General features: G+C 71.4%; 16 protein-coding genes. 9 read left to right on the top strand and 7 right to left on the bottom strand.

Annotated features, from left to right (window positions below; translation table 11 throughout):
* Positions 1–60 precede the first annotated feature (60 nt).
* Positions 61–1986, top strand: coding sequence for a diguanylate cyclase (locus U8525_RS05725; RefSeq protein WP_374262096.1), 1926 nt, complete (start codon positions 61–63; stop codon positions 1984–1986).
* Between the two features lie 28 nt (positions 1987–2014).
* Here the strand turns inward: U8525_RS05725 and U8525_RS05720 are convergent, their stop codons facing one another.
* The 4 genes from U8525_RS05720 to U8525_RS05705 form a co-directional block, all read right to left on the bottom strand.
* Positions 2015–2608 (bottom strand): SGNH/GDSL hydrolase family protein, encoded by a 594-nt coding sequence (locus U8525_RS05720; protein ID WP_374262094.1) that lies wholly within the window; start codon positions 2606–2608, stop codon positions 2015–2017.
* 63 nt (positions 2609–2671) lie between these two features.
* Complete coding sequence (locus U8525_RS05715; protein ID WP_374262089.1) at positions 2672–4168, bottom strand: Do family serine endopeptidase; 1497 nt, start codon at positions 4166–4168, stop codon at positions 2672–2674.
* Positions 4169–4271: 103 nt separating this feature from the next.
* The gene (locus U8525_RS05710; protein ID WP_374262086.1) at positions 4272–5861 is read right to left on the bottom strand and encodes a glycoside hydrolase family 57 protein; all 1590 of its coding nucleotides are present in this window, start codon (positions 5859–5861) and stop codon (positions 4272–4274) included.
* A gap of 26 nt (positions 5862–5887) precedes the next feature.
* Complete coding sequence (locus tag U8525_RS05705; protein ID WP_374262083.1) at positions 5888–8368, bottom strand: DUF4912 domain-containing protein; 2481 nt, start codon at positions 8366–8368, stop codon at positions 5888–5890.
* Positions 8369–8501: 133 nt separating this feature from the next.
* On the opposite strand from U8525_RS05705, the gene U8525_RS05700 reads away from it, so the two are divergent.
* Together U8525_RS05700 and U8525_RS05695 are read left to right on the top strand one after the other, a co-directional pair.
* Complete coding sequence (locus U8525_RS05700; protein WP_374262081.1) at positions 8502–11273, top strand: glycosyltransferase; 2772 nt, start codon at positions 8502–8504, stop codon at positions 11271–11273.
* Positions 11274–11372: 99 nt separating this feature from the next.
* The gene (locus U8525_RS05695) at positions 11373–15962 is read left to right on the top strand and encodes a response regulator (protein ID WP_374262078.1); all 4590 of its coding nucleotides are present in this window, start codon (positions 11373–11375) and stop codon (positions 15960–15962) included.
* A 119-nt stretch (positions 15963–16081) separates the two neighbouring features.
* Here U8525_RS05695 and U8525_RS05690 read toward each other — a convergent pair whose 3' ends face one another.
* On the bottom strand, positions 16082–16309 hold the full coding sequence (locus U8525_RS05690; protein ID WP_374262075.1) for a hypothetical protein: 228 nt from the start codon (positions 16307–16309) through the stop codon (positions 16082–16084).
* A 190-nt stretch (positions 16310–16499) separates the two neighbouring features.
* Between U8525_RS05690 and U8525_RS05685 the strand changes: the two genes are divergently transcribed.
* The 6 genes from U8525_RS05685 to U8525_RS05660 all read left to right on the top strand — a co-directional run bounded on the left by U8525_RS05685 (position 16500) and on the right by U8525_RS05660 (position 23410).
* A complete protein-coding gene (locus U8525_RS05685; protein ID WP_374262072.1) occupies positions 16500–17441 on the top strand; it encodes an AAA family ATPase in 942 nt (313 codons plus the stop codon).
* A gap of 122 nt (positions 17442–17563) precedes the next feature.
* Entirely contained in the window at positions 17564–18511 is a 948-nt protein-coding gene (locus U8525_RS05680) for a branched-chain amino acid transaminase (protein WP_374262070.1), read from the top strand.
* Between the two features lie 59 nt (positions 18512–18570).
* On the top strand, positions 18571–19908 hold the full coding sequence (locus U8525_RS05675) for an AAA family ATPase (RefSeq protein ID WP_374262068.1): 1338 nt from the start codon (positions 18571–18573) through the stop codon (positions 19906–19908).
* A 121-nt stretch (positions 19909–20029) separates the two neighbouring features.
* Positions 20030–20866, top strand: coding sequence for a Fic family protein (locus tag U8525_RS05670; RefSeq protein ID WP_374262065.1), 837 nt, complete (start codon positions 20030–20032; stop codon positions 20864–20866).
* 280 nt (positions 20867–21146) lie between these two features.
* Positions 21147–22268, top strand: a complete 1122-nt coding sequence (locus U8525_RS05665) for a bifunctional oligoribonuclease/PAP phosphatase NrnA (RefSeq protein WP_374262062.1) — start codon at positions 21147–21149, stop codon at positions 22266–22268.
* Positions 22265–23410 (top strand): cysteine desulfurase family protein, encoded by a 1146-nt coding sequence (locus U8525_RS05660; RefSeq protein WP_374262059.1) that lies wholly within the window; start codon positions 22265–22267, stop codon positions 23408–23410. Before U8525_RS05665 ends, U8525_RS05660 begins: the two co-directional genes overlap by 4 nt.
* 92 nt (positions 23411–23502) lie before the next feature.
* On the opposite strand, the gene U8525_RS05655 is transcribed toward U8525_RS05660, so the two are convergent.
* Both U8525_RS05655 and U8525_RS05650 read right to left on the bottom strand, forming a co-directional pair.
* Positions 23503–23676: a hypothetical protein gene (locus U8525_RS05655; protein WP_374262057.1), complete on the bottom strand. Its 174-nt coding sequence runs from the start codon at positions 23674–23676 to the stop codon at positions 23503–23505.
* 108 nt (positions 23677–23784) lie between these two features.
* A complete protein-coding gene (locus tag U8525_RS05650; RefSeq protein ID WP_374262308.1) occupies positions 23785–24696 on the bottom strand; it encodes a serine/threonine-protein kinase in 912 nt (303 codons plus the stop codon).
* Positions 24697–24766 lie beyond the last annotated feature (70 nt).

Raw genomic sequence — 24766 nt, 5'->3', positions numbered from 1 at the left:
TTGAACACTCCGTGACTCGCGGGCAGAACGCACGAGCGCGGAGCACACTGCGCCCCGCACATGGCCCTCGGTTCCGAGACGATTGGCAGGAAGCTCTTGTGGAGCATCGCGCTGCCCGGGTTGGTGGTGGCGCTCCTGGGCGTGGGCCACTTCTCGCGCGAGGCGCGACAAGCGGTGCGGGAGGGCACGCACCTGGAGGCGCTCGCGCTGGCGGAGGCGGTCGCCTCCACGTTCATGCTCCCGCAGGCGCCGGGCGCGGCGCCGCACAGCGCGGTGGCGGAGGTGCTGGCGTCGGACACGCGGCTGTTCCGCTCCGTGGAGGACCTGCGGGTGCTGACCCCGGACGGGCGCATCCGCTGGAGCCGGAAGCCGGCCGAGCAGGGCCACCCGCATCCGGAGGCCGCTCGGCTGTCCGCGACGGGGCCGGAGACGGCGCGCTCCAGCGACCAGGGCACGGAGGTGGTGCGACCCCTGGGCGGCCCGGAGTGCTCCGGCTGTCACACCGGCGAGGCCGCGCAGCGCATGGGCGTGCTCCAGGTGCGCCTGGGCGAGCCCGCGCTGAACCGCCAGCTCCAGACGGTGTTCCAGGACGCGCTGGGCGCGATGGTGCTCTTCGTGGGCATCCTGGGGCTCGTCACCTGGCTGTCGCTGCGCTTCGTGCTCACCGCGCCGCTCAAGCGGTTGAGCGAGGCCATGGGGCGCGCGGCGGACGGCGACCTGCTGGTGCGCGCGGAGGCCCGGGGCCCGGATGAGATCTCGCGGCTGGGCGCGGCCTTCAACCAGATGCTCGCGCGGCTCACCTCCATGAAGGTGGAGGAGATCGACACGCACCGCGACCTTGAGCTGGTGAAGGAGAAGCTGGCGCTGAAGGACGAGCTGGAGGAGCGCCTGCGGGAGCTGTCGCTGCTGTTCGACGTGGCGCGCTCGCTCAACGCCACGCTGGAGCTGGACGAGCTGTTGTCGCGCATCACCCGCATGGTGGTGGAGCAGCTGCACATCCAGGACTTCTCCATCATGCTCCTCAACGAGGAGGGCGTGCTGGAGGTGAAGCACGCGTGGCCGCAGGGCCGGGGCCTGGAGGGCCACACCTTCGCCATCGGCGAGGGCGCGTGCGGCCGGGCCGCGCAGTCGCGCAAGGCGGTGTACCTGCCGGACCTCACGGACAGCACCAGCATCTTCGAGCGGCGCGGCCTGCGCGGCGGCTCCGAGCAGGGCTCGCTGCTGGCGGTGCCCATGGTGCACGCGGACACGCTCCTCGGCGTCATCAACTTCCAGCGCCCGGAGACGGCGAGCTTCTCCAAGGAGGAGATCGAGCTCTTCACCGCGGTGGCCGACCAGGCCGCGACGGCGGTGACGAACGCGCGCCTCCACGCGGAGACGGTGAAGCTCACGCTGACGGACGCGCTCACGGGCATACCCAACCGCCGCCACCTCTTCCAGCGGTTGGACCTGGAGCTGGCGCGGGCCCAGCGCTTCGGCGCGCCGCTGGCGCTGCTGATGGTGGACGTGGACCACTTCAAGCGGCTCAACGACCTGGCCGGCCACCGCGCTGGCGACGAGACCCTGCGCCGCGTCTCCGACGTCCTGCGGACCCGCGCGCGCAAGGTGGACACGCTCGGTCGCTACGGCGGCGAGGAGTTCGTGCTGCTGCTGCCGCAGGTGTCCAAGGCCACGGCGGTGGAGGTCGCGGAGACGCTGCGCCGCGCGGTGGCGGAGGCCGTCACGCTCAACCGCCCGGGGCTGCCCGGAGGCCACGTCACGGTGTCCATCGGCGTCTCGCACTTCCCCACGGACGCGGCGGCGCAGGACACGCTGGTGGACTCCGCGGACGCGGCGCTCTATTGCAGCAAGCGCACCGGGCGCAACCGCGTGACGGCGTTCGAGCCCGGCATGGAGGTGCACCCCGGCCGCGAGCGCAGCATCAACGCGCCGCCCGCGGACGCGCCCTCCACGCCCGCCGCCCCCACGGGCATCGCGAAGGCCTGAGCGGCAGGAGGCCCCGGCGGCCCGGGGACTACCGCCGCACGAGCGTGCGGACCACGGGGAGCATCAGGTCCGCCCACTCCTCGTAGCCCGCCGCGGACGGGTGGAAGCCATCCGGGCAGAAGAAGTCCGGGCGCCGGGGGATCATCTCCCGGCTGGCGGTGTAGAGGTCCACCAGGTGCAGCCCGTGCGCGCGGGCCACGGAGGCGATGGCCGCGTTGAACGGGTCGATGCGCCCTTCGTACAGCGCGCTGGGCACCATCTTCGCCACCGGCGCGAGCGCCATGTCCGCGATGTTCACCACGACCATGGACGCGCCGGTCTGCTTCAGCCGCCGGGCGATGCGATCCAGGTCGTCCTGGAACTCCGCCACCTCGGTGCCGCGCCAGATGTCGTTGGTGCCCACGCCCAGGGTGATGAGCGTGGGCTGCAACGCGATGACCCGCTTGAGGGCGTTGTTGACGACGTCGCGCACGCGCGCGCCGCTCTGCCCCAGGTTCGTGTGGCCCACGGGGAGGCCGTCCTTCCGGAGGCGGGAGGCGAGCCGGTCGGGGTAGCCCCCGCCCTGCGACGCCCCCACCCCCACCGCCGTGCTGTCACCCAACGAGACGTAGTTGACGCTCATCGACGTTCGCCCACCTCCGCGTTCAAGTCGGGGTCGTGAGTCCCCAAGCCCCGCCGTCCGACCTCAGGGCACGGTCAGCGCGCGCAGGAGGCGCCCGCCGCCGGGGCCGGCCACGCGCAGGAGCAGCGTGCTGCCCTTGGGCGCGGCGCGGATGACCGCGGCCAGCTCCTTCGCGCTCGCGATGGGCTTCTTGTTCGCCTCCACCACCAGCATGCCCGGGGTCAGCTGCGCGCGGTCCGCGGGCGAGCCCGGGACGATGTCCGTGATCAGCGCGCCGGCGCGCTCGGTGAAGCCAGCCTGGGACGCCGTGCGGGCGTCCAGGTCCTGCAGGGACACGCCCACGCGGCGCGAGCTGTCCTGCTCGTCGGTGACCTCCGGCTTCTTCTTGGACAGGCCCTCCAGGTCCGGGCGCGTGCCCATGGTCACCTTGACGTCCTGCTTCTTGCCGTCGCGGTAGAGGGTCAGCGTGGAGACGGTGTTGGGCCGCTTGAGCGCCACGGTGCGGGTGAGCTCGCTGTCGGAGCGGACCTGCTTGCCGTCCACGGCCACCACCACGTCGTCCGGCTTGAGGCCGGCCTTGGACGCCGGGGAGTCGGGGGTGATCTGCGTGAGGATGGCGCCCTCGCTCACCGGCAGCTTCAGCGCCTGGCCCAGCTCGCGCGTGAGGGGCTGGATGCCCACGCCCAGCCAGCCGCGCGTGACGGCGCCCTCCTTCTCCAACTGCGGCAGCAGCGCCTTGATGAGGTTGCTGGGCACGGAGAAGCCGATGCCCGTGCCGCCGCCGACGATGGCGGTGTTGATGCCCACCACCTCGCCCTTCATGTTGAAGAGCGGGCCGCCGGAGTTGCCAGGGTTGATGGCCGCGTCCGTCTGCAGGAAGTCGTCGTAAACGCTGGCGCCAATCTCACGGGCGCGCGCGGACAGGATGCCCACGCTCACGCTGGAGGCCAGGCCGAACGGGTTGCCGATGGCCAGCACCCAGTCCCCCACGCGCACGGCGTCGGAGTCGCCCAGCTTCACGGTGGGGAGCTGATCCACCTTCTCCTTGATCTTCACCACGGCCACGTCGGTGAGCGGGTCGCGCCCCACCACCTCTCCCGTGAACGAGCGACCGTCGTCCAGGCGGATGGTGATGGTCACCGCGTCCTCGACGACGTGGTTGTTGGTCAGCACGATGCCCTTCGGGTCGATGATGAAGCCGGACCCGGCGCCCTGGCGGATCTGCTCACGCTCGCTGCGGCCGCGGCCCCGGCCGTTGCCGCCGAAGAAGCGGTCGAAGAGCGGGTTGTCCTCCATGCCCGCCGGCATCTCCGGCTTCGCCTGCACGTCCACGTTCACCACGGCGGACTTCACCGAATCCACCAGCGGCGCCAGCGAGGCGAGCGACTGGGCCTCGGTCGTGGCGGGCTGGAGGTTGCTGGCCTGACCGGAGACCGCCCGCTGCGTCTGGGGCGTTGCGGGCCTGGCGGCGGGGGCCTGCGCGAGGGCGAGCGTGGGCGACGCCAACACCAGCACGGCGGCCACGAGCTTGCGACGGAACGGAGGGAGCGTGTGGGTCATGGATTTCCTTCAAGCTAAAGCGGAAACGAAGCCCCGCAACCGGAACGACCTCGTCCGGTGACAGGAGGTGAACCCCCGGGCCGGCCGCCTGTTCCCGGACCGCTCAACCGGGCCGGTAGACGCGGTAGTCCAGCTCGGGGAACAGGTTGTCGCGGCCCTCCACGTGGGAGAGCCAGGACTCGTCGACGGCGTCGGCGCGCACCTGGTCGTGCAGGCGCAGGAAGCGCTGCAGGTGCTCCTTCGTGCGGCGCACGGCGTAGTCCACCATGGTGCCGGTCTTCATGATGAAGGCCCAGTCGGAGGCCTGCGCGAGGAGCAGCTCGCGCGCGGCCTGGTTCAGGGCCCGGCGCGTGAGGGACGGCGCGTCCGGGAAGTCCCGGGCCAGCTCCGCCATCCGCCGCGCGGCGTGGTCGAGGTGGCGGTAGATCCAGTCGTTCGTGCCGTCGAGCCACATGTTCGCGTACCCGCCCGCGCCCCAGGAGGACATGGGCGGCGTGGCCACCTGGTTCTCCGGGTGCTCGCGCAGGTCGTCCAGCGGGCTGATGAGCTGGATGCGGCTGGGGTTGCGCGCGGCCTGGCGGATGAGCGCGTCGATGAAGTGGGGGCCCTCGAACCACCAGTGGCCGAAGAGCTCCGCGTCGTAGGGGGCGACGACCACGGGCTTGCGGCCGCCCATCCGCGACGCGAGGTACTCGAACTGGCGCTCGCGGTTGAAGAGGAAGTTGCCCGCGTGGACCCAGGCGCGCTCGCGGGCGGCGGCCGGATCATAGGGCTGCTTGTCGTTCGTCTTGCCGGTGATGCGGAAGTACTTGAAGCCGGTGTTCTTGCGGTCGCCGGTGGGCTGGATGAAGGGCCGGATGTAGTCCAGGTCCAGGTCCCAGCCGATGTCCCGGTAGAACTCGCGGTAGACGGGGTCGCCGGGGTAGCCGTGCTCGGTGCTCCAGACCTGCTGGCTGCTCTCCGGGTCGCGCGCGAAGGCCGCCACGCCGGGCTCCGTGAAGATGGGCGCGTAGGGGCCGTGCAGCGGGCGGGGCGTGGCGTCCGTGAGCGCGTGCGTGTCGACGAAGAAGTAGCGGATGCGCTCGGCGGCGAGGATGCGCTCCAGGCCCGGGAAGTAGCCGCACTCGGCCAGCCAGATGCCGGCGGGGTCGCGGCCGAAGTTCTGGCGGTAGTGGTTCGCGGCGACCGTCACCTGGGCGCGCACGGCCTCCGGCGTCTGCTGCATGAGCGGCAGGAAGCCGTGGGTCGCGTTGCAGGTGAGGATGTCCAGGTGGCCCGAGTCCTGGAGCCTGCGGAACGCGGCCACCAGGTCGCGCCGGTAGTGGTTGTGGTACGCGAGGCGCAGCGACTCGAAGTGGTCGCGGTGGAAGACGGCCAGCGCGTGGAACGTGGGGTCCTCCCGCGTGCGATGCACCTCGCGGGCGCCCAGCTCGCAGAGCAGGTCCAGCCGCCGGGCGTAGCGCTCGCGCAGCAGGTCGTCGTTGAGCATCGACACGAGCGTGGGCGAGAGCGTCATCGTCACCCGGAAGGGGACGCGGTCCTCGACCAGCCTGTCGAACACGCGCAGCAGCGGCAGGTACGTCTCGGAGATGGCTTCGTAGAGCCAGTCCTCCTCGAGGAAGTCTTCGTATTCAGGGTGGCGGACGAACGGCAGGTGCGCGTGAAGGACCAGCGCGAGGGAGCCCAGGCTCATAGGTCGGTCGGAGAGGCCGTGCGGGTTCACTTCCGTCCACGGCGCGAAGACCGGGACTTGGAGGGTTTCGGGGCCGCCTTCCGAGCGTCCGCCTTGGCTGCTGCGGGGCTCGAAGGGGTCGGGGTTTCAGGGGTGGCTGGAGGCGCCGCGGAGGGCTCGACCTTCGCGGGCGCGGGGCGGCTCGGAGGCTCGGCGGCCGGTGCGGCCTTGCGCGCGACCTCGCGGGCCCTGTCGAGGGCACGCTGCTCAGACGCGGTGGGGCCGCGCGCCACGCTCATGGCCCATGGGTTCTGGGGAGGCTCGGGCTCCGCGGGCCGCCACGAGTCCGTGGAGGCGGCTTGAGCTGGTGCACCGTCGGCCGGACGCGACGACGGCAGGTCCCGCGCTTCGAGCACATCCGCCCGAGACGAAGGGGCAGGTGCCTGCGCGACCGGTCCCTCCGGAGACCAGGAGTCAGCGGGCGACCCACCAAGGCGCGGCCGATCCGAAGCACCCGTCGCGCGATCCTCGGACAGGTGGTGTTGATCCGCGGTCCCGGTCGTCCGAGGCACGGCGCGAGCTTGCTGATCCGAAACTCCCGACGCGAGATCCACGGACAGATGGCGCTGATCCGAAGCCCCAGCCGCACGTGGCACGCTCAAGTACCGCTGGTCCGAAGCCCCAGCCGCACGCTCCACGGACAGATAGCGCTGGTCCGACGCTCCAGCCGCGCGCGGCACGCTCAAGTACCGCTGGTCCGAGGCCCCGGCCGCACGAGAAACCGTCAGGTACTGACGGTCCGAGGCCCCCTGCGCGCGCGGGACCTCTCGCGCCCCCTGCCCGCCCGCGCCCTCGACGTAGCGCTGGTCCGAAGCGCCCGGCGCGCGCGGTATCTCCAGATAGCGGTACTCCGAAACACCGCCCGGAAGCAGCGTCTGCCCGTACCGCTGCGCAGAAGCCCCTGGGGCGCGCGGCACCTCCAGATACGGAGAGTCCGTCACGCCCACGGCCTGCCCGTAGCGCTGATCCGAAGCCCCCGGAGCCCGCGCCACGGACAGGTAGCGCTCCTCCGACGAGCCGACCGCCCGCGACGGAGCCAGGACGGCGCCTGCTCCCAACGCCGCCTCGCCCATGCGCGCATACTGTTGGTCCGACGCGCCGGGCGCACGCGGCGCGCTCTCAAGGTAGACCTCTTCCGAGTAACGGAGGTCCGAAGCGGCCGGCATCCGCGGCGCGCGCTCCAGGTACTCCTCTTCTACATAGCGCTGATCCGAAGCGCCCGGCGCACGCGGCTCGCCCCGCGAGGAGGCCACCTCCGAGTAGCGCAGGTCCGAGGCGCCGGGGACGCGCGGCACAGCGCCATGCTTCTCGGTGCGCTCGCGGTGGACCTCCGGCACGTCCACCAGGCCGGCGCTCCCCGGCAGTTGCACCCGACGCCAGGTGACGTACTCGCGCTCCTCCACCTGGGGCACGCGCGCGGACGCCGACGCGGGGACCGCCTCCGCGCGCAGCCGGTCCACCACCGGCGGAGGCGGCATGCGCAGGAACCGGATGGACGTGTCCGCCGACGGCCCCGCGGGCGGCAGCGTGGCCCGATTGGAGGAATGGCCGATGCGGCGCGACCGGCCATCCGCACCGACGAAGTGCGCCTCCACCCGGTACGTGCGCCCGGGTGTCATGCCCTGCAGATAGAAGCTGCGCGACTCCAGCGCGAAGTCCACCTCGCGCGACACGCCCTCGCCCTCGAACACCTTCAGCACCGCGCGCGGCGCCGGCAGGTCGTCCAGCGCCCGGCTCCGGCTCGCATCGCTGAAGTCCCAGAAGACGAAGAGCGTGTGCGGATCCCTCGCGAGCAGCACCATCGCGTCGTCGTGGTAGTCCAGGGGCAGCGTGCCCAGGCGCTCGTCGCGCTCGGGCGATGCGTCCGCCGGTGGGAGGCGCGGCGCCTGCTCCTCCAGGAGATGGTGGCGGCGCGCTTCCTCCTCCCCCGCCATCTTCGTCACGAAGAACCCCTCCATCAGGGGCTCGGCGGCGTGCGGTGGCTCGGGCGGCGTGGCGGGCACCTCGTCCTTGGGGGAGCTCGACGGGCGCGGCGTGGGCGCCAGCGACACCGTGTCCTCATCCTCGGGCTCGCGGCGCGGCTTCGCGCGCGCGGGGAACGTCACCACCTTCGCGGGCCGCGTCCTGGGGCCAGCGCCGGGCTCCGTGATGGGCTCCTCGGAAAGTTCTCGTGCCTGCGGCGCGGCGGCCTCGGGCGGAGGGAGGGGCACGGACTCGGACGCCGGTTCCGGAGCGGGACGGGGAGGCGCCCGGCCGGAGTCCAGGGTCCGCTCCTCGCCGCCCAGGTCACCGGAGCCGCGCCGGGACGTCGCCAGCCCGGCCATGCGCGCGAGCCGCCCCAGGGCGGGAATGCGCTCGGCCAGGGAGGAGACCAGCTCCCGCCCGCGGGACGCGCCAGCCCCTTCCCGGAGGATTCTCCGGGCCAGCTGCCGCAGGTAGCTCACGGTGATGCCCTTCCGCTCATCCATGGACACCTCGCCTCGTTATGACGCGGCATACAGGGGGTCAACGCATCCGTCACGGGATGTGTTGTTCCGCCGACCCCCTTCTTTCCTTCACGCCCGATGACACCTCCCCCCTGTCCAAGTATCCTGCGGCCGCTTGAGTGACCTGCCCAGACTTCTCCTGTGCAGCTTCGACGTCATCCCCGGCCCGTCTGGCTCCTCACGCCGACTGACCGAGTATCTGAAGGCTTTGCCTGATCGCTTCTCGGTGGTGGTGCTGTCGGCGAAGACGCCGGACCACTCCCATATCGAGAAGTACCAGGGCGCCCGGCTGCTCCGCGTCCCGGTAGGCTCCGGGGACCTGGCATCGCGCATCCAATCCTTCGAACGGGCCGTGCGTCGGCAGCTGGAGAGCGAGGACTACGCGCTCGCCCACTTCACGGACCCCTTCGGCGGCTACGCGCTCTGCGAGCTGAAGGCGGACTACGGCTACCGCCTCATCTACGAGGCCCAGACGTTCCCCTCGCAGGAGCTGCGCTATACCCATCCGCAGACGGACGGGGACCGCCGCTTCCTGTCGAAGATCCGCCGGCAGGAGCTGTTCTGCCTGATGAACGCGGACCTCGTCGTCACCGGCTCTCAGACGACGCGCGCGTACATCCAGGGGCTGGGCGCGGCGGAGGACCAGCTGCGCACGATTCGCGCGCCCGTGGACCTGAAGCCGTACGACCCGGAGGTGCTCGGCGCCCCGGACGGTTCGCCCCTGCGCATGATGTACCTGGGCAGCCACGTGGGCTGGCAGGGCCTGCCCACCCTGCTGCGCGCCACCGCGCTCGCGGCCCAGCAGGTGGACGTGCGCCTGACGCTGGTGGGCGCGCACCACCCGGACTGGAAGCCCCACCTGGAGGATCTGGTCAAGGACCTGGGTATCAAGGAGAAGGTCGACTTCCAGCCGCCCGTGTCCCACGACGACCTGGTCAAGGTGCTGGCGCTGGCGGACGTGGGCGTGCTCCCGCTGGACGACTCGGAGCGCAACCGGATCCAGGGCGGACCGCTGGCCAAGGTCTCCGAGTACCTGGCCGCCGGCCGGCCGGTCATCGCCGCGGACCTGCCCGTCACGCGCGAGCTGATCCCAAAGGACGCGGCCGTCTTCTTCCCCCCGGGCGACAGCCGCGCCCTCTCCGAGCGCATCCTGGACCTGGCGCGCGACGTGCCCCGCCGCATCGCGCTGGGCAAGGCCGGGCGCGCGTTCGCGGAGCAGGTGCTGGACGCGGGCCTCATCCGGGGCCAGTTGCTGGACCTCTACGACTCGCTCCTGGAGAAGCGGGGCCACGTGCCGGTGGAGGCCGCCAGCGAGCCGCCCGACGTCACGATGACGGGCACGCCCACCAACCGGCTCGCGAGCCTGGGCATGCCAGAGGCGTCCAAGCCCGCCCCCGCGCCCAGGCCGCCCGCGAAGCCCGCCGCACAGGCCACGTCCGACGCCGCGTCCCCTGCCACCAAGGAGAACGGGGAGGACCTGCCCCTGGTGATGGGCATGGCCCTGGAGGACGGCATGGACACGCGGCTCGTCAAGACCGAGCCGGACATGCGGCCCGACGAAGTCCCCATGGTCCTGGGCCTGCCGCTGCGCGAGACCGCCGCGCCCGCCCGGGCCCCCGCGCCGCAGCCCCAGGAGGCGGCGCCTCCGCCGGAGCCCGCGCCCCCGGCCGCCGCCAAGGCGACGGACGACACCGCGAGGACGTCGCTGCCCGCCGCCCCCGTGGAGCAGGACGAGGAGCCGGAGCCCCTGGGAGGGCGTGGCCCGGAGCTGGCTCCCCCCACGGAGATGGTGACGAGCCCCCTGGCGAAGGCCCTCGGCTTGAAGAATGCCGACGGGGACGCCGCCGGGGATCCGGACGAGGAGCCCCACGCCTCCGAGGATCCCTCCTCTGGGGCGACGGCGGTGGTGCGCCGGCCGATGCGGGAGGACGACACGGGCACGCCGGCCCCCACGCCCATCGTGCGCCGGCCAGCGCCCGAGGACGAGGAGCGCGCCCCCACGCCCGTCGTCCGTCGGCCCCTGGAGGAAGAAGCCCCCGCCCCCACGCCCGTCGTCCGTCGGCCCACCTCCCTCAGCGAGGACGAGGAGCGCGCCCCCACGCCCATCGTGCGCCGGGCCGAGGTCATGCGGGAGGAGGAGTCCCCCGCGCCCACGCCCATCGTGCCCATGCGCTCCCTGCTGAGCGGAGCTCGGGGCACGGGCTCCAGCCGGCCGCAGCGCTCGTCGGAGCCGGCCTCCTCGGAACCTCCCCGCCTCCTTCCCTCCTCTCCTCCCATGGCCGACGCGGACAAACCGCCCATCCGTGGCGGCCTCGCCGCGGATCCTGGGCGGCCCGCCTCCCGTCCCCCGGTGCTCGCGGAGTCCGACAAGCCGCCCATCCGAGGAGGCTCCGACGCGGACCGCCCGCCGCAGCTGCCGCCCCGCGCGGCCGCGCCGCCGCCGGTTCCGCGTCAGGGACCGCCCCGGCTGGTCCCCACGCCTCCGGTGCTGTCGCCGTCCAAGACCGCGTCCACGGACGACGAGCCGGAGGAGATCGCCGCCGACGAGGCCCAGTCCCTGGACGACGACGTCGGGCACACGCCCTCCAACGCCAGCGCGGCGCTGGACGAGGCGGAGGAGATCGACAACGACGAGGTCCACGACGCGGACGCGCTCGAGGTGGAGGCCGCGGACGCCGAGGACCCGGGGCCCGCGCCCCAGCCCCCCGACTCCACCCTCAACCCGTGGTTCGCGCAGCTCGCGCACGGGTACTGTCCCCCCGAGGGCGCCCGCTTCGCCCGGCACACCCCGCCCACCAACTTTCCCGGGCGGGATCCGGACACGGACGTGCCCCCGGGGGCGGTCCCGCCTGTCGGCCAGGGAGCGGTTCGCGGCAAGAACTCGTGAGGCAGCCGACCGAGCGCTGCTCGGAAACTTTTCAAGCCTCGGCCCCGCCCGCTAGGATGTGGCGGTTTTCACTGCACTTTTTGCTGGGTGAAGGGCTTCATGGAGCGTCGCGTCCTCATCGTCGAAAGCCAGAACGACTTCGCACTCAGCATGGCCTCCGTGCTCAAGAGCGCGGGCTACAACACGGCCATGGCCACCACTGCGTCAGACGCGCAGCGGGAGTTGGAGAAGCGCCGACCAGACCTCGTCGTCGTGCGCGCGGAGCTGCCGGACCAGTCCGGCTTCGCCCTCTGCGGGCAGATCAAGAAGGGCAAGTGGGGCCAGAACCTCAAGGTCCTCCTGCTCTCCTCCGACTCGGGTGTGGAGGGTCTGAACAAACACCGTGAGACGCCGGCCGCCGCGGACGGCTACCTCGTCATCCCGTTCGAGATGGGCGAGCTGGCGTCCATGAGCGCGGGCATCGTGCCTCCCGGCTCCGATGATTCGGACGCGGACCTGGACGCCGCGCTCTCCGGTGCCCCACGGGAAGCCCCGCCGCCCATGCCCGGCGTGCGCACCGGCGCCCCGCCCAAGCTGCCCAAGCGCGAGCGCCGCAGCGCGATGACGGACGAGGACAAGGCCTTCATGGACCGGGCCTTCTCGTCCATCGCGGACCGCAAGGCGGAGCTGCTCGCGGAGTCCCGCCAGCTGAAGCGCCCGCCCCCGCGCCGCGAGCTGATGGGCACGCCCGAGGGCAAGATCCAGATCCTCCGGGACGAGCTGAAGACGCGCGAAGCCCAGCTCGCGCGCCTGTCGGAGATCTGGAGCGTCCGCGAGCGCGAGCTGCTCTCCGTCGAGGACCGCCTCCACGAGAAGGACGTGGAGCTGCAGGGCCTGAAGATGCAGGTGGACGACCTGCTGCGGCGCTTCAACGACGCGCAGCAGTCCATCGTCCAGAAGGAGCGCGAGCACGGCGCCACCGTCGACGACCTGCTCCTCCAGAAGTTCTCCTCGGAGAAGGACCTCATCGAGGTCGTCGCCTCCAAGGAGAAGGACATCAACGTCCTGCGCAAGGAGGTCAACCTCCGCGACGAGGAGCTGGCCCGGCGCGGCGCGGACCTGGAGAACTGGCGCACCGAGTACGACAAGCTGGAGAAGCACCTCGGCGTCGTCACGCTGGAGTTCGAGGTCAAGGAGCAGAAGCTCCAGGACACCGTCCGCGCCAACGAGGCGGACATCCTCCAGCTGCGCGAGCGCGGCGACCAGTTCGAGGCCGAGCTGTCCCGCACCGTCAGCGAGCGCGACAACCGCTACGCCGAGCTGGGCGGGGAGCTCCAGGCCCTCCAGGAGCGGCTGACCCAGACCGAGCAGGAGCGCGACGCCACCGTGCGCGGCCTGGAGGCCCGGGCCACCACGGCGGAGGAGCACGCCAGCCGCTCGGACGCGGAGATCGAACGCCTCACCGCCGAGCGCGCCGCGCTGGAGCAGCGCCTCACGCAGCAGGTGGCGGACCTGGAGTCCGACGTCGCGCGCGTCACCGGCGAGCGCGACCAGCTCCGGCTGGACAAGGACGCCCTGGAGGCGGACCTCACGCAGCGCGTGGAGGAGCGGGACGGGAAGCTCGCCGCGCTCGACCGCGAGCTGCAGGAGACCATCGCCCGCAACGAGAACAGCGAGGCGGAGCTCAACGCCACCATCCAGCAGCACCGCGAGCGCATCGGTGAGCTGGAGGGCGAGGTCGAGGCCGTCAAGACGCACCTGGAGGACCGCGAGAACGAGCTGACCGCGGAGCTCCAGGCGCTCCAGCAGGCCAAGGACGCCCTGGAGCAGGACCTCACCAGCCAGATGGAGGACCTGCGCGCCGCCAAGGACGCCCTGGAGGCTGACCTCAACGGCCAGATCCAGGCCCTCACCGAGCAGCTGGACGCGGCCCAGCGCCAGGGCGAGCAGCTCTCCGCGCGCGTGGCCTCGCTCGAGGACACCGTCGCCCAGCGCGACAGCACCATCGAGGGCCTCCAGACCGACGTCGCCGACCGCGACGCCCGCATCGCCGAGCTGACCGGCAACCTGGAGGCGACGAGCCAGCAGCTCTCCGAGACGCAGAGCACGCTCTCCAGCACGGAGGCCACCCTCGCGGAGACGCGCGGCGAGCTGGAGGCCACCAGCCAGCAGCTCTCCGAGACGCAGGGCACCCTCTCCAACACGGAGGCCACCCTCGCGGAGACGCGCGGCGAGCTGGAGGCCACCAGCCAGCAGCTCTCCGAGACGCAGACCCGCCTCGCCCAGACGGAGGAGACGCTCTCCACCACCCGCGGCGAGCTGGAGGCGACGAGCCAGACGCTGGCCACCACCGAGGCCACGCTCGCGCAGACGCAGGACACGCTGGCCCGCACCGAGGCCACGCTCGCCGACACGCAGAACACCCTCTCCAGCACCGAGGGCACGCTGGCGGAGACGCGCGGCGAGCTGGAGGCCACCAGCCAGACGCTGACGGACACCCAGTCCCGGCTGGCGCAGACGGAGGAGGCGCTCTCCACCACGCGCGGCGAGCTGGAGGCCACCAGCCAGACCCTCTCCGACACGCAGGCCACGCTGGCCCGCACGGAGGGGACGCTCTCGGAGACCCGCGGCGAGCTGGAGGCGACCACCCAGACGCTGACGGACACCCAGTCCCGGCTGGCGCAGACGGAGGAGGCGCTCTCCACCACCCAGGGCGAGCTGGAGGCCACCAGCCAGACCCTGGCGAGCACCGAGGCGACCCTCGCGGACACGCAGGGCACGCTGGCGCGCACGGAAGCCACGCTCGCGGACACGCAGAACACGCTGGCCAGCACCGAGGGCACGCTCGCGGAGACGCGCGGCGAGCTGGAGGCGACGAGCCAGACGCTCACGCAGACCCAGGAGACCCTGGAGGTCACTCGCGCCGACCTGGCGAAGATGACCACGCACCGCGACGAGCTGGACGCGGAGCTGCACGAGACGCGAGACCTCCTCCAGGAGACCAACGGCCTCCTCGCCCGCACCACCGAGGAGCGCGACCAGCGCATCGCGGAGCTCCAGGCGCTCAGCGCCGCCAAGGACGCGCTGGAGCAGGACCTCACCGGCCAGATCGGCCAGCTGCGCGCGGACCTGTCGGAGACGCAAGGGCTCTACGAAGCGGAGCGCACCGCCCACGCGGCGCTCGCGGAGGAGACCACCGCGCGCATCCACGCCCTCACCGGCGAGCGCGACCAGCTGACCGCGGACCTGGGCGCCACGTCCCAGCAGCTGGCGGACACGCAGGGCCAGCTCGCCGCCACGCAGGACGCGCTGGCCCGCGAGGAGCAGGCCCACGCCCAGTCCCGCCAGGCCGCCGCGAACACCCAGGCGGACCTCACGCGCCAGCTCACCGAGGCCCAGGCCTACGGCGAGGACCTGGCCGAGCAGCTCATCGTCACCAAGCACGAGCTGGGCACGCGCGTGTCGGAGGTCACGCAGCTGTCCTCCACGCTCGCGCAGACGGAGGACGCGCGGCACCACCTGGAGGACCGCCTCCAGACGCTCACCCACGAGTCGCAGCGCCGCGAGGAGCTCCTCCAGAACGAGGTGGACACCAAGGGCAAGGAGCTGTCGGACACGCTCCGCAAGCTCACGCACGTGACGCAGGAGAAGATGCGTCAGGCGGAGGTGCTCAACCGCGAGGTCGCCACCCGCACGGAGCAGGTGAAGCAGCTGGAAGGCCAGCTGGAGGCCCAGGCCGCCGAGGCGAAGAAGCAGGTGGACGCGCTCAACCAGCAGATCGCCCACGTCTCCAGCGAGCTGGACGGGGCGCGCAAGGCCATCGCGGAGCGCGACTCGCAGCTGCAGCAGGCCGGGCAGCAGCAGAAGAAGCTCACCAGCGAGCGCGACGGCCTGGCCGGACAGCTCCAGCAGGCCCAGGTCCAGGCCCAGCAGCAGGCCCAGCAGGCGCAGGCCGCCGCCGCCGAGGCGAAGAAGCACTCCGACGACCTCGCCGCGAAGCTGGCCAAGGCGGAGCAGCGCATCGCGCAGCTGTCCCAGGAGGCCCAGAAGTTCGCCGCCGACACGGAGGCGAAGCTCAAGGAGTCCCAGGCCCAGCTACAGGCCCGCACCAAGAAGGCCCAGGACCTGGAGCTCGCGCTGGAGAACGCCCAGAGCACCCGCGCCCGCGCGGAGAAGGAGCTCAACGCCCGCGTCGCCGCGGCGGAGGCCAAGGCCAACGAGGCGGCCGCCAGGCTCGCCACCGCGCAGAAGGAGCGCAAGGACCTGGAGGCGCGTCAGGCCAAGGAGCTGGAGGACCTCAACGCCAAGCAGAAGGCGGAGCTCGAGCGCCGCGAGGCCATTAAGGCCCAGGAGGTCGCCCGCCTCCAGACGTCCGTCCAGGAGAAGAGCAAGGCGCTCAAGGTCGCCGAGCTGGAGCTGGCCCGCTACAAGACCAAGGCCCCGGCCGCCTCCGCCGCGAAGGCGGCCGCCAGGCCCACCGAGGAAGAGCACCTGGCCGCCACCGTCCAGGCAAGCCCGGTCATCCCGGCCGCCGCCAAGCCCCCGGCCAAGGCCGCCGCCAAGCCCGCCGCGAAGAAGGCCGCCCCGACCCCCGCCCCGGTGCCGCAGGAGGAGGACGGCCCCGAGCGCACCATGGTCATGCAGCTGCCCACCACCCCCGAAGGCGGCGAGGACGACTGGACGGCGCTCGTCGACGAGCTCGACAAGTAGCCGCTTCCGCCCCGCCCTCCCCTCACCCGGGAGGGCCGGGGCCTTCCGGAAACGACAAGGGCCCGCGCACTCCGTGGAGTGCCGGGCCCTTCGTCGCGCTCAGGGTGCTGTCCCGCCAGCTACAGCGCCGTGGCCGCCTTCGCCTCACGGATGAGGTCCCGGAAGTGCAGCGCGCCCACCACGTCCCGCGCCACCGACACCGGGCGGCCCTCTTCCCGGGCCTGCGCCTGCGCCACCCGCCAGCGCTCCAGCAGCGCCCGCGTCGCGATGTACGCCAGCACGAGGGGGAAGCCCCCCGGCATCACCACCACCAGCACCGCCATCGCCAACTTCAGCCACGCCCACATGACCTGCGCCCTCGTCGTCCTGAGATACGCTCACTTGGATGCACAGTGCGTGCCCAGGGTGCGAAAATAATTACGCACCCAGATTCCAAGGGGTTATGGCTCCCAAGGCCCTCAAGAGTGCGGACGGCGTCCCCACAACCCTGGCATTTTTGCCGCAGTGGCCGCGGAACCGTCGGTTAAGTTGACGCGCGTGAGCCCCCCTCGACCGACCTCGGAGATTCGCTCGTTCACCAGCGTGGAGGACGCGGCGCGTCGCCTGGAGGCGGTGGGCTACCTGTCGTCCCCTGAGATCGCCACGGCGGTGTTCCTCGCGGACCGGATGGGCAAGCCCATCCTGGTGGAGGGCCCGGCGGGAGTGGGCAAGACGGAGCTCGCCAAGGCCCTGGCCCAGGCGCTGGACCGGACCTTCCTCCGGCTCCAGTGCTACGAGGGCCTGGACGAGGCCAAGGCCCTCTACGAGTGGGAGTACGCCAAGCAGCTGCTCTACACCCAGCTGCTCCGGGACAAGATTGGCGAGCTGACCCAGGGCACGGCCACGCTGTCGGAGGCCGCGGACCGGCTCGCGTCCGGGGACGCGGTGTTCTTCTCCGAGCGCTTCCTCCTCCCCCGCCCCATCCTCCAGGCCCAGCTGTCGGACACGCCGGCCCTGCTCCTGGTGGATGAGATCGACAAGGCGGATCCGGAGTTCGAGGCCTTCCTGCTGGAGGTCTTGTCTGACAACGCTGTCACGGTGCCGGAGCTGGGCACCATCCGCGCGAAGCACATCCCGCGCGTCATCCTCACCAGCAACAACGCCCGCGAGCTGTCGGACGCGCTCAAGCGGCGCTGCCTCCACCTGCACATCGACTTCCCGGACCGCGAGCGCGAGCTGCGCATCGTCCGCGCGCGCCTCCCCGAGGTCCCCCAGGTGCTGGCCGAGCAGGTGGTGGAGGCCGTGGCCGCCATCCGCGCGCTCGACCTGAAGAAGGCCCCGTCCATCAGCGAGACGCTCGACTGGGCCCAGAGCCTGGCGCTGCTCAACGCGGAGGCGCTCAGCGCCGACGTCGTCGCCGCCACGCTCAACCTCGTCCTCAAATACGAGGGCGACATCGAGAAGGCCCGCGCCAACCTCCCCACCATCGCGCAGGCCTGACGCAGAGCGGCGCATTCGAGGGGCCGCGGATCCCTTCGTTGGTGTTTCACGCTTTGCGTCCCCGCTGTAGCTGGGTACAAGTCCGCAAGCCGTCCCACCCCTAGCCCGAGAGGAACTTCCCGATGAGCTCGACCTCATCCACCGTGCTGCGCGCCGAACACATCTGGCTCGATGGGAAGCTGATGAAATGGGACGAGGGCAACGTGCACGTGATGACGCACGCCCTCCACTACGGCCTGGGCGTCTTCGAGGGCATCCGCGCCTACAAGACCCATGATGGCCGGCTCGCCGTCTTCCGGCTGCGCGAGCACATCCGCCGCCTGCTCGACTCCGCGCACATCATCATGCTGCAGATCCCCTACACCGAGGACGAGCTGGTGGAGGCCACGCTGGAGCTCCTGCGCAAGCAGCGGGCCCAGTTCGCCAACGGCGCGTACCTGCGCCCGGTGGCCTTCATGGGCGACGGCGCCATGGGCCTGGGCGCGGTGAACCCCACCCGCGTGGGCATCACCGCCTGGGACTGGGGCGCGTACCTGGGCGACAAGGGCATGAAGGAGGGCATCCGCGCCAAGGTCAGCTCCTTCACGCGCAACCACGTGAACGTGAACATGGTGCGCGGCAAGATTACGGGCCAGTACGTCAACTCCATCCTCGCCAAGCGCGAGGCGGTGCTCGCCGGCTACGACGAGGCCATCCTCCTGGACGTCAGCGGCTTCGTCGCGGAGGCCTCCGGCGAGAACATCTTCATGGTGAACAAGAAGGGCGTCATCAAGACGCCGCCCCTCTCCTCGCCCATCCTCGACGGCATCACCCGCGACACGGTGCTGCGCCTCCTGCGCGACCACAACCACTACATCGAGGAGGTGACGTTCACCCGCGACGCCCTCTACATCTCCAACGAGATCTTCTTCACGGGCACCGCGGCGGAGATCACCCCCGTGCGCGAGGTGGACAACCGCCAGGTGGGCACCGGCAAGCCGGGCCCCATCGGCTCGTTCATCCAGGAGATGTACTTCCGCGTCGTGCGGGGCCAGGAAGCCCGCTATGCGGACTGGCTGACCTACGTTTGAGGACAGTCGGCGGACGCGAAGTCCCGGCGGCCGGGGGAATCGGGTAGAACCTGTACCCGATGCCTCCCGCCGGCTACGCGTACGAAGACAATCCCTTCAAGCTGGAGAACCCGTCCATCCTCGACATCGCTCCAGGGGAGCCGAAGTCGCTGGAGGACACGGGACTGAGGATGGGTCTGCTGTCGGACCTGGGCCTCAAGTTCCTCTACTACGCCGGCACCGGCACGGGCGTGGCCATCGCGGAGAGCATGTGCCTGCCCTGGTCCGGCGTGGTGGAGCACGTGGTGGACTTCCTCGCCGCGGAGAAGCTCGTGGACCTGCGCGGCGGCAAGGGCTTTGGCCGCGCGTCCGTGGAGTTCGCCCTCACGGAGAAGGGCCGCGAGTACGCCCGCGACGCCCTCACCCGCTCCACCTACGTGGGGCCCGCCCCCGTCCCCATCGAGCAGTACAACGCCCTCATCGGCAGCCAGACGGAGGAGACGCCCGTCGTGGGCCAGGAGGACCTGGTCTCCGCCCTGAGCCACCTCACCGTCTCCGCGGAGCTGATGGACAAGCTGGGCCCGGCCGTGAACTCCGGCCGCTCGCTCTTCCTCTACGGCCCGCCGGGCAACGGCAAGACGAGCCTGGCGGAGGCCATCTCCAACATGTTCGGCGGCGAGGTCTTCGTCCCGCACTGCCTGGAGATCGACAACCAGATCATCAAGGTCTTCGACCGCATCATCCACACGCCCGTGTCGCTGGAGATGGGCCGCGACGCCAACGGCCGCCGGCAGACCTTCGAGATGGACAAGCGCTGGTCGCTCTGCCGGCGCCCCGCGGTGGTGGTGGGCGGTGAGCTGACCCTGGAGACGCTGGACCTCATCTACTCGGAGAGCACCCGCTTCTACGAGGCGCCGTTCCAGGTGAAGGCCAACGGCGGCATGCTCCTCATCGACGACTTCGGCCGCCAGAAGGTCCACCCCACGGACCTGCTCAACCGGTGGATCGTCCCGCTGGAGAAGCGGGTGGACTTCCTCACCCTGCACACCGGCAAGAAGTTCGAGATCCCCTTCGATCAGCTCCTCGTCTTCTCCACCAACCTGGACCCCAAGGAGCTGGTGGACGAGGCCTTCCTGCGCCGCATCAAGTACAAGATTGAAGTGGGCAACCCGGACGAGGAGTCCTACCGGGAGATCTTCCGCCGGGTCTGCGAGGCGGCAGGCATCCCCTACGTGGACCAGGCCATCACCTACCTGGTGGAGCACTACTACAAGCCGCGCAGCATGGAGATGCGCTCGTGCCACCCGCGCGACCTCGTCTCCCTCATCCGCGACGCGGCCCGATACCGGCAAATCCCGCCAGCCCTTTCAAAAGACCTCCTCGATCAGGCGTGCGAGGTGTTCCTGGTGAATCTGTAGTCGGGTTTTATTTGTTCCAACCGCGCGGAATTTCTAGAATCCGCGTGCCGTTGTACCTCCCGGCGCTGTCTTCCGGGAATCAGCGCCCGGGGCGGGCCGGGGCGACAAGGAGCCGCAGTCCGTGAAGGAACGCTACCAGGACATCGACGAGAAGAACGAGCAGCTGCGCGAGTACCTCGAGATCTACAAGGACAAGCAGCCCGCGCGTGAGTTCCTCGACCGGTTCGAGATGTCGTGGATCTACCACGACGCCGCGCTCGAAGGCGTCGTGTACACGCACCAGGAGCTGATGGCCGCGCTCTTCCCGGAGCGCACGGCGGCGGAAGCCTCCATGATCCCGGTGGTGCTGGAGATCCGCAACCACAAGGCGGTGGCGGACTACATCCGCGAGGAGGCCGCGGGCGCGAAGAAGCAGTCCGCGCTCACCCTCACCACCATCAAGCGGATGCACGACCTCTTCCTGGGCAACACGCCGGAGGCCCTGGCGGAGCGCGCGCGCATGGAGCGCCGCGAGCGCACGGAGAAGGAGCTGGCCAAGGAGCGCGACCGCGCGGGGCTGCGCAAGGACATGCCCCTGCACCGCACCTACTTCCACGACATCACCCAGCCCGCGAAGATCCAGGCGCGGCTGGAGAAGCTCGTGGACCACACGGCCAGCGCGGAGTTCCGCGAGTTCCACCCCATCAAGCAGGCGGCGGTGGTGCAGCACGAGTTCCTGCAGATCTTCCCCTTCACCGAGCACAGCGGGAAGGTGGGGCGCATGTGCAGCAACCTCATCCTGCTGCGCAACGGCTACATGCCCGCGGTCATCCACTCCATCGACCGGCAGCGCTACTACGAGTCCTTCCGCGCGCCCGTGGCCACGTTCCGCACGGTGCTGATGGACGCGATGGAGAACTCGCTGGACAACGGCGTGAAGTACTTCCGCGACCTGGGCCGCAAGTACAAGACCGTCTAGTCGCGGGAAGCGAAGTCGGAGCCGTGCGCATCGGGTCCCCCGGCGCGCACGGCGCGCGGCCTGGACGCGCGCTACCGCCACCCGGCGGTGCTGGACGAGCGCGACCGGCCCCCAACACCAGGCGAGCGAGCACCCGGACTGACGGCCTTCCGCTCTCGCGTGAAGGCCGCGCGGTTCGTCGACACCATTGGGGTGTTGGAAACACCTTTTCCGGAACGTTATGGGGAGAACATCCGACTTCTCGAATCCCTGTGCCGGAGGAAGTAAAAGAAGAGCCCCCATGCCTGTCACCCCCTCACTCCCAAGCCGCCGCGCCCAGCTTTCCGCGGGAGGCGAGCTCTCGGAGCCTCCGCCAGCGCGGCTGGCGAAGATGCCGGCTGCCGACAAGCTGGGCCGCCTGCTCCAGGTGGCCAAGGGCCATCGCCGGGCGCTCATCCTCACGCACGACAACCCGGACCCCGACTCCATGGCGGCGGCGGTGTCGCTCGCCCACCTGCTGGAGCGCAAGGCCGGCCTCGAGGCCCACGTGGGCTACGGCGGCATCATCGGCCGCGCGGAGAACGTCGCCTTCGTGCGCGTGCTGCGGCTGCCCGTGTCGCACGTGTCGCAGATCGACTTCAGCCAGTACGACCTCTTCGGGCTGGTGGACACGCAGCCGCCGGTGCGCAACCATTCGCTGCCGGCGCGGTACCGCGCAGACTTGGTGGTGGACCACCACCCGCTGCGAGAGGAGAGCCTGCTGGCCCCCTTCGCGGACGTGGGCGGCGACTTCGGCGCCACCTCCACGATGCTGGTGGAGTACCTGCGGGCCGCCCGGCTGGAGCCGTCCGTGGAGATCGCCACCGCGCTCTTCTACGGCATCAAGGCGGACACGCGGGACCTGGGCCGCGAGACGACCCAGACGGACGTGGACAGCTACCTGTGGCTGTTCCCCCGCTGCGACAAGCAGCTGCTGGGGCAGATCGAGCACCCGGAGCTGCCCGCGCGCTTCTTCCAGCTGTTCCACACGTCCATCGAGAAGGCGAAGGTCTACGGCACCGCCATCATCACCGACCTGGAGGAGGTCTACTCCCCGGACATGGTGGCGGAGGTCGCCGAGCGGATGATGTACCTGGAAGGGATGAAGTGGTCCCTGGCGTACGGGACGTTCCGCAACCAGCTCTTCCTGAGCCTGCGGGTGAAGGACCGGCGCATGAACGCGGGCCGCCTCATCCGCGAGCTGTGCGAGGACCTGGGCGGCTCCTCCGGCGGCCACGGCAGCATGGCGGGCGCGCGGCTGCCCCTGTCCGGCAGCGCGGCCAAGCGCAAGGCCCTCAAGCGCGAGGTGGTGTCGCGCTTCCTCGAAGCCTTCGGCGTCGCCGAGGAGCGGCCGGTGTCGCTGCTGTCCGCGCAGGACACGTGATCTACTGGGACCACAACGCCGCCGCGCCGGTGCGCGCGGAGGTGGGCGCGCTGCTCGCCCGGGCCTTCACGCGAGGAGGCTTCGGCAACCCCTCCAGCGTGCACGGTGGCGGGCGCGAGGCCCGGGCCCGGCTGGACGCGGCGCGAGCGAAGGTGGCGCGCGTCCTGGGCTGCGAGCCGAAGGAGCTCACCTTCACGGCGTCGGGCAGCGAGTCGGACGCGCTCGCCCTCCTGGGCGCCTGGGCGGCCCGCCCCATGAAGGAGCGCCGCCGCGTGGTGTCCAGCTCGGTGGAGCACCCGTCGGCGCTCGGGGCGCTCGCGCAGCTGGAGCAGGACAGCGCCCGGGTGGTGCGGCTGGCCCCCGGCGCCGATGGCCGCGTGCCGCTGGACGCGGTGCTGGAGGCGCTCACGCCGGACACCGCGCTGTGCTCGCTGATGTGGGCCAACAACGAGACGGGCGTGCTCCAGCCGGTGGCCGAGGCCGCCCGCGCGTGCCGCCAGCGCGGCATCCTCTTCCACACGGACGCCGTGCAGGCCGCGGGCAAGGTGCCGCTCACCCTGCGCGAGGTGGACGCGGACCTCCTCTCCCTCTCCGCGCACAAGTTCGGCGGCCCCCAGGGCGTGGGCGTGCTCGTGGTGCGCAAGGGCGTGGACGTGCGGGCGCTCACGCCCGGGCACCAGGAGGGAGGCCGACGCGGGGGCACGCAGAACGTCCCCTACGCGGAGGCCCTGGCCCTGGCCCTGGAGCTGGCCACAGCGGAGCAGGCCGACACGGCCGCGCGGGTCGGCGCCCTGCGCGATGCCTTCGAACAGCAGGTGCTCCAGCGACTGCCCGGGGTGACGGTGAATGGAGGCGCCGCGCCTCGCGTGCCCAACACCAGCAACCTGCGCTTCGACGGCGTGGAGGGCGAGGCGCTGCTGATGGCGCTGGACCTGGAGGACATCCACGTCTCGTCGGGCGCGGCCTGCGCGTCCGGCACGCTGTCCCCCTCCCACGTGCTGCGCGCCATGGGCCTGTCCCCGGCAGCAGCGCGCGGGAGCCTGCGCTTCAGCCTGGGCCCCAGCACCACCGCCGCGGAGGTCGCTCGCGTCGTGGACGCGCTGTGCACGCATGTGCCCAGGGTGCGTGCCCTCGAAGGCTGAGCCCCGCCTCGCCCCAGCCCCGGCGCGAGCTCGACGAGCGCTGACGGAAGGCGCGGTCGGTGCCTGCTCGCGTCCGAGCCATCAGGGGCCGGTCACCACTTCTGATCCGGCAGGCTCTTCTCGCGCACCTCCGGGTCGGGCTGTCCGTAGCCGGGGAGGCCATCCTCCTGGGCCTCGTCGCGCTTGGGCGGGAGCCGCTCGTCGCCCCGGCGCGTCTCGCGGGTGGGCTCGTTCTGCTCGGGCTGCTGCTTTCGCTCGGTCGCCATGGACTCCTCCCGGTGCGTGTCCGCGGGAGGAAAGGTCATCATCCCAGGCAGGCGCCGCAGCGGGCTCCACCGGCTGGGAGGCCGCACGCCAGGGCCCTGCCCGCCCGGCTACCCGTTGTCGTCCGGGGCGCCGTTGGACGGCGAGCTCCGGTACACGGGCATCTCATCCGTGGTGCCGAACAGGCCGCGCACCACCGCCGCGATGGCCAGCGGCGTCCCCACGCGCTCGTCGAAGTGCGGCGCCAGGGCCTTCGCGTACTCCTCCGCGGACGGGAAGCGGTCCTCGGGGTTCTCCGCGAACGCGCGCGCCAGCACGTCGTCCAGCGCGGGGGGGACGTCCGGACGCGCGGCGCGCAGGGGCCGGTACTTGCGCGACAGGATGCCCGCGAAGACCTCTTCCGGCGTCGAGCCCACGAAGGGCCGGCTCAGCGTGAGCAGCTCATAGAGCACCACGCTCGCGGCCCACAGGTCCGCCTCCGGCGTGACGGCGCCCTGCAGCGACTCCGGGGAGAGGTAGTACGGCTTGCCGAGCACCTCGCCGCCCTGGAGCTTGCCGTCCACCAGCACGCGCGACACGCCGAAGTCGCCCAGCTTGATCTCCCCCACGCGGGAGATGAACAGGTTGGACGGGGACACATCGCAGTGAACGATGCCCAGCGGCGTCCCGTCCGGCCCGGTGGCGGTGTGCGCGTACGCGAGCGCCTCCAGCAGCACCTTCGCCAGGTACACCGCGAAGTCGACGGGGAGCGGAATCCCGCGCGCCTTGCACCGGCGCAGGATGTGGCCCAGGTCGCGCCCGTCCACCAAGTCCATCACCAGGAAGGACACGTCGTCCAGCATCCCGGCGTCCAGCACCTTCACGATGTTCGGATGGTCCAGCTGGCGCGACAGCTGCGCCTCGCGCCGGAAGAGGTCCACCGACGCCGGGTCCCGGGTGAGCGCGGGCAACAGCCGCTTGAGCGCCACCGTCCAGCCCTCGTACGGACCGGAGCGCACGCGCGCACGGTACACCTCGGCCATGCCGCCCTTGCCCAGCAGCGATTGGATCTCGTAGTTGCCGAAGACCCGGACGGGCTTCGAGGCGGAGTTC

Origin of the sequence: Corallococcus sp. RDP092CA (assembly GCF_041903675.1) — a bacterium.
Taxonomy (GTDB): domain Bacteria; phylum Myxococcota; class Myxococcia; order Myxococcales; family Myxococcaceae; genus Corallococcus.
Note: the sequence above shows the minus strand (reverse complement) of the source record. Positions and strands in the feature narration are given on the sequence as shown.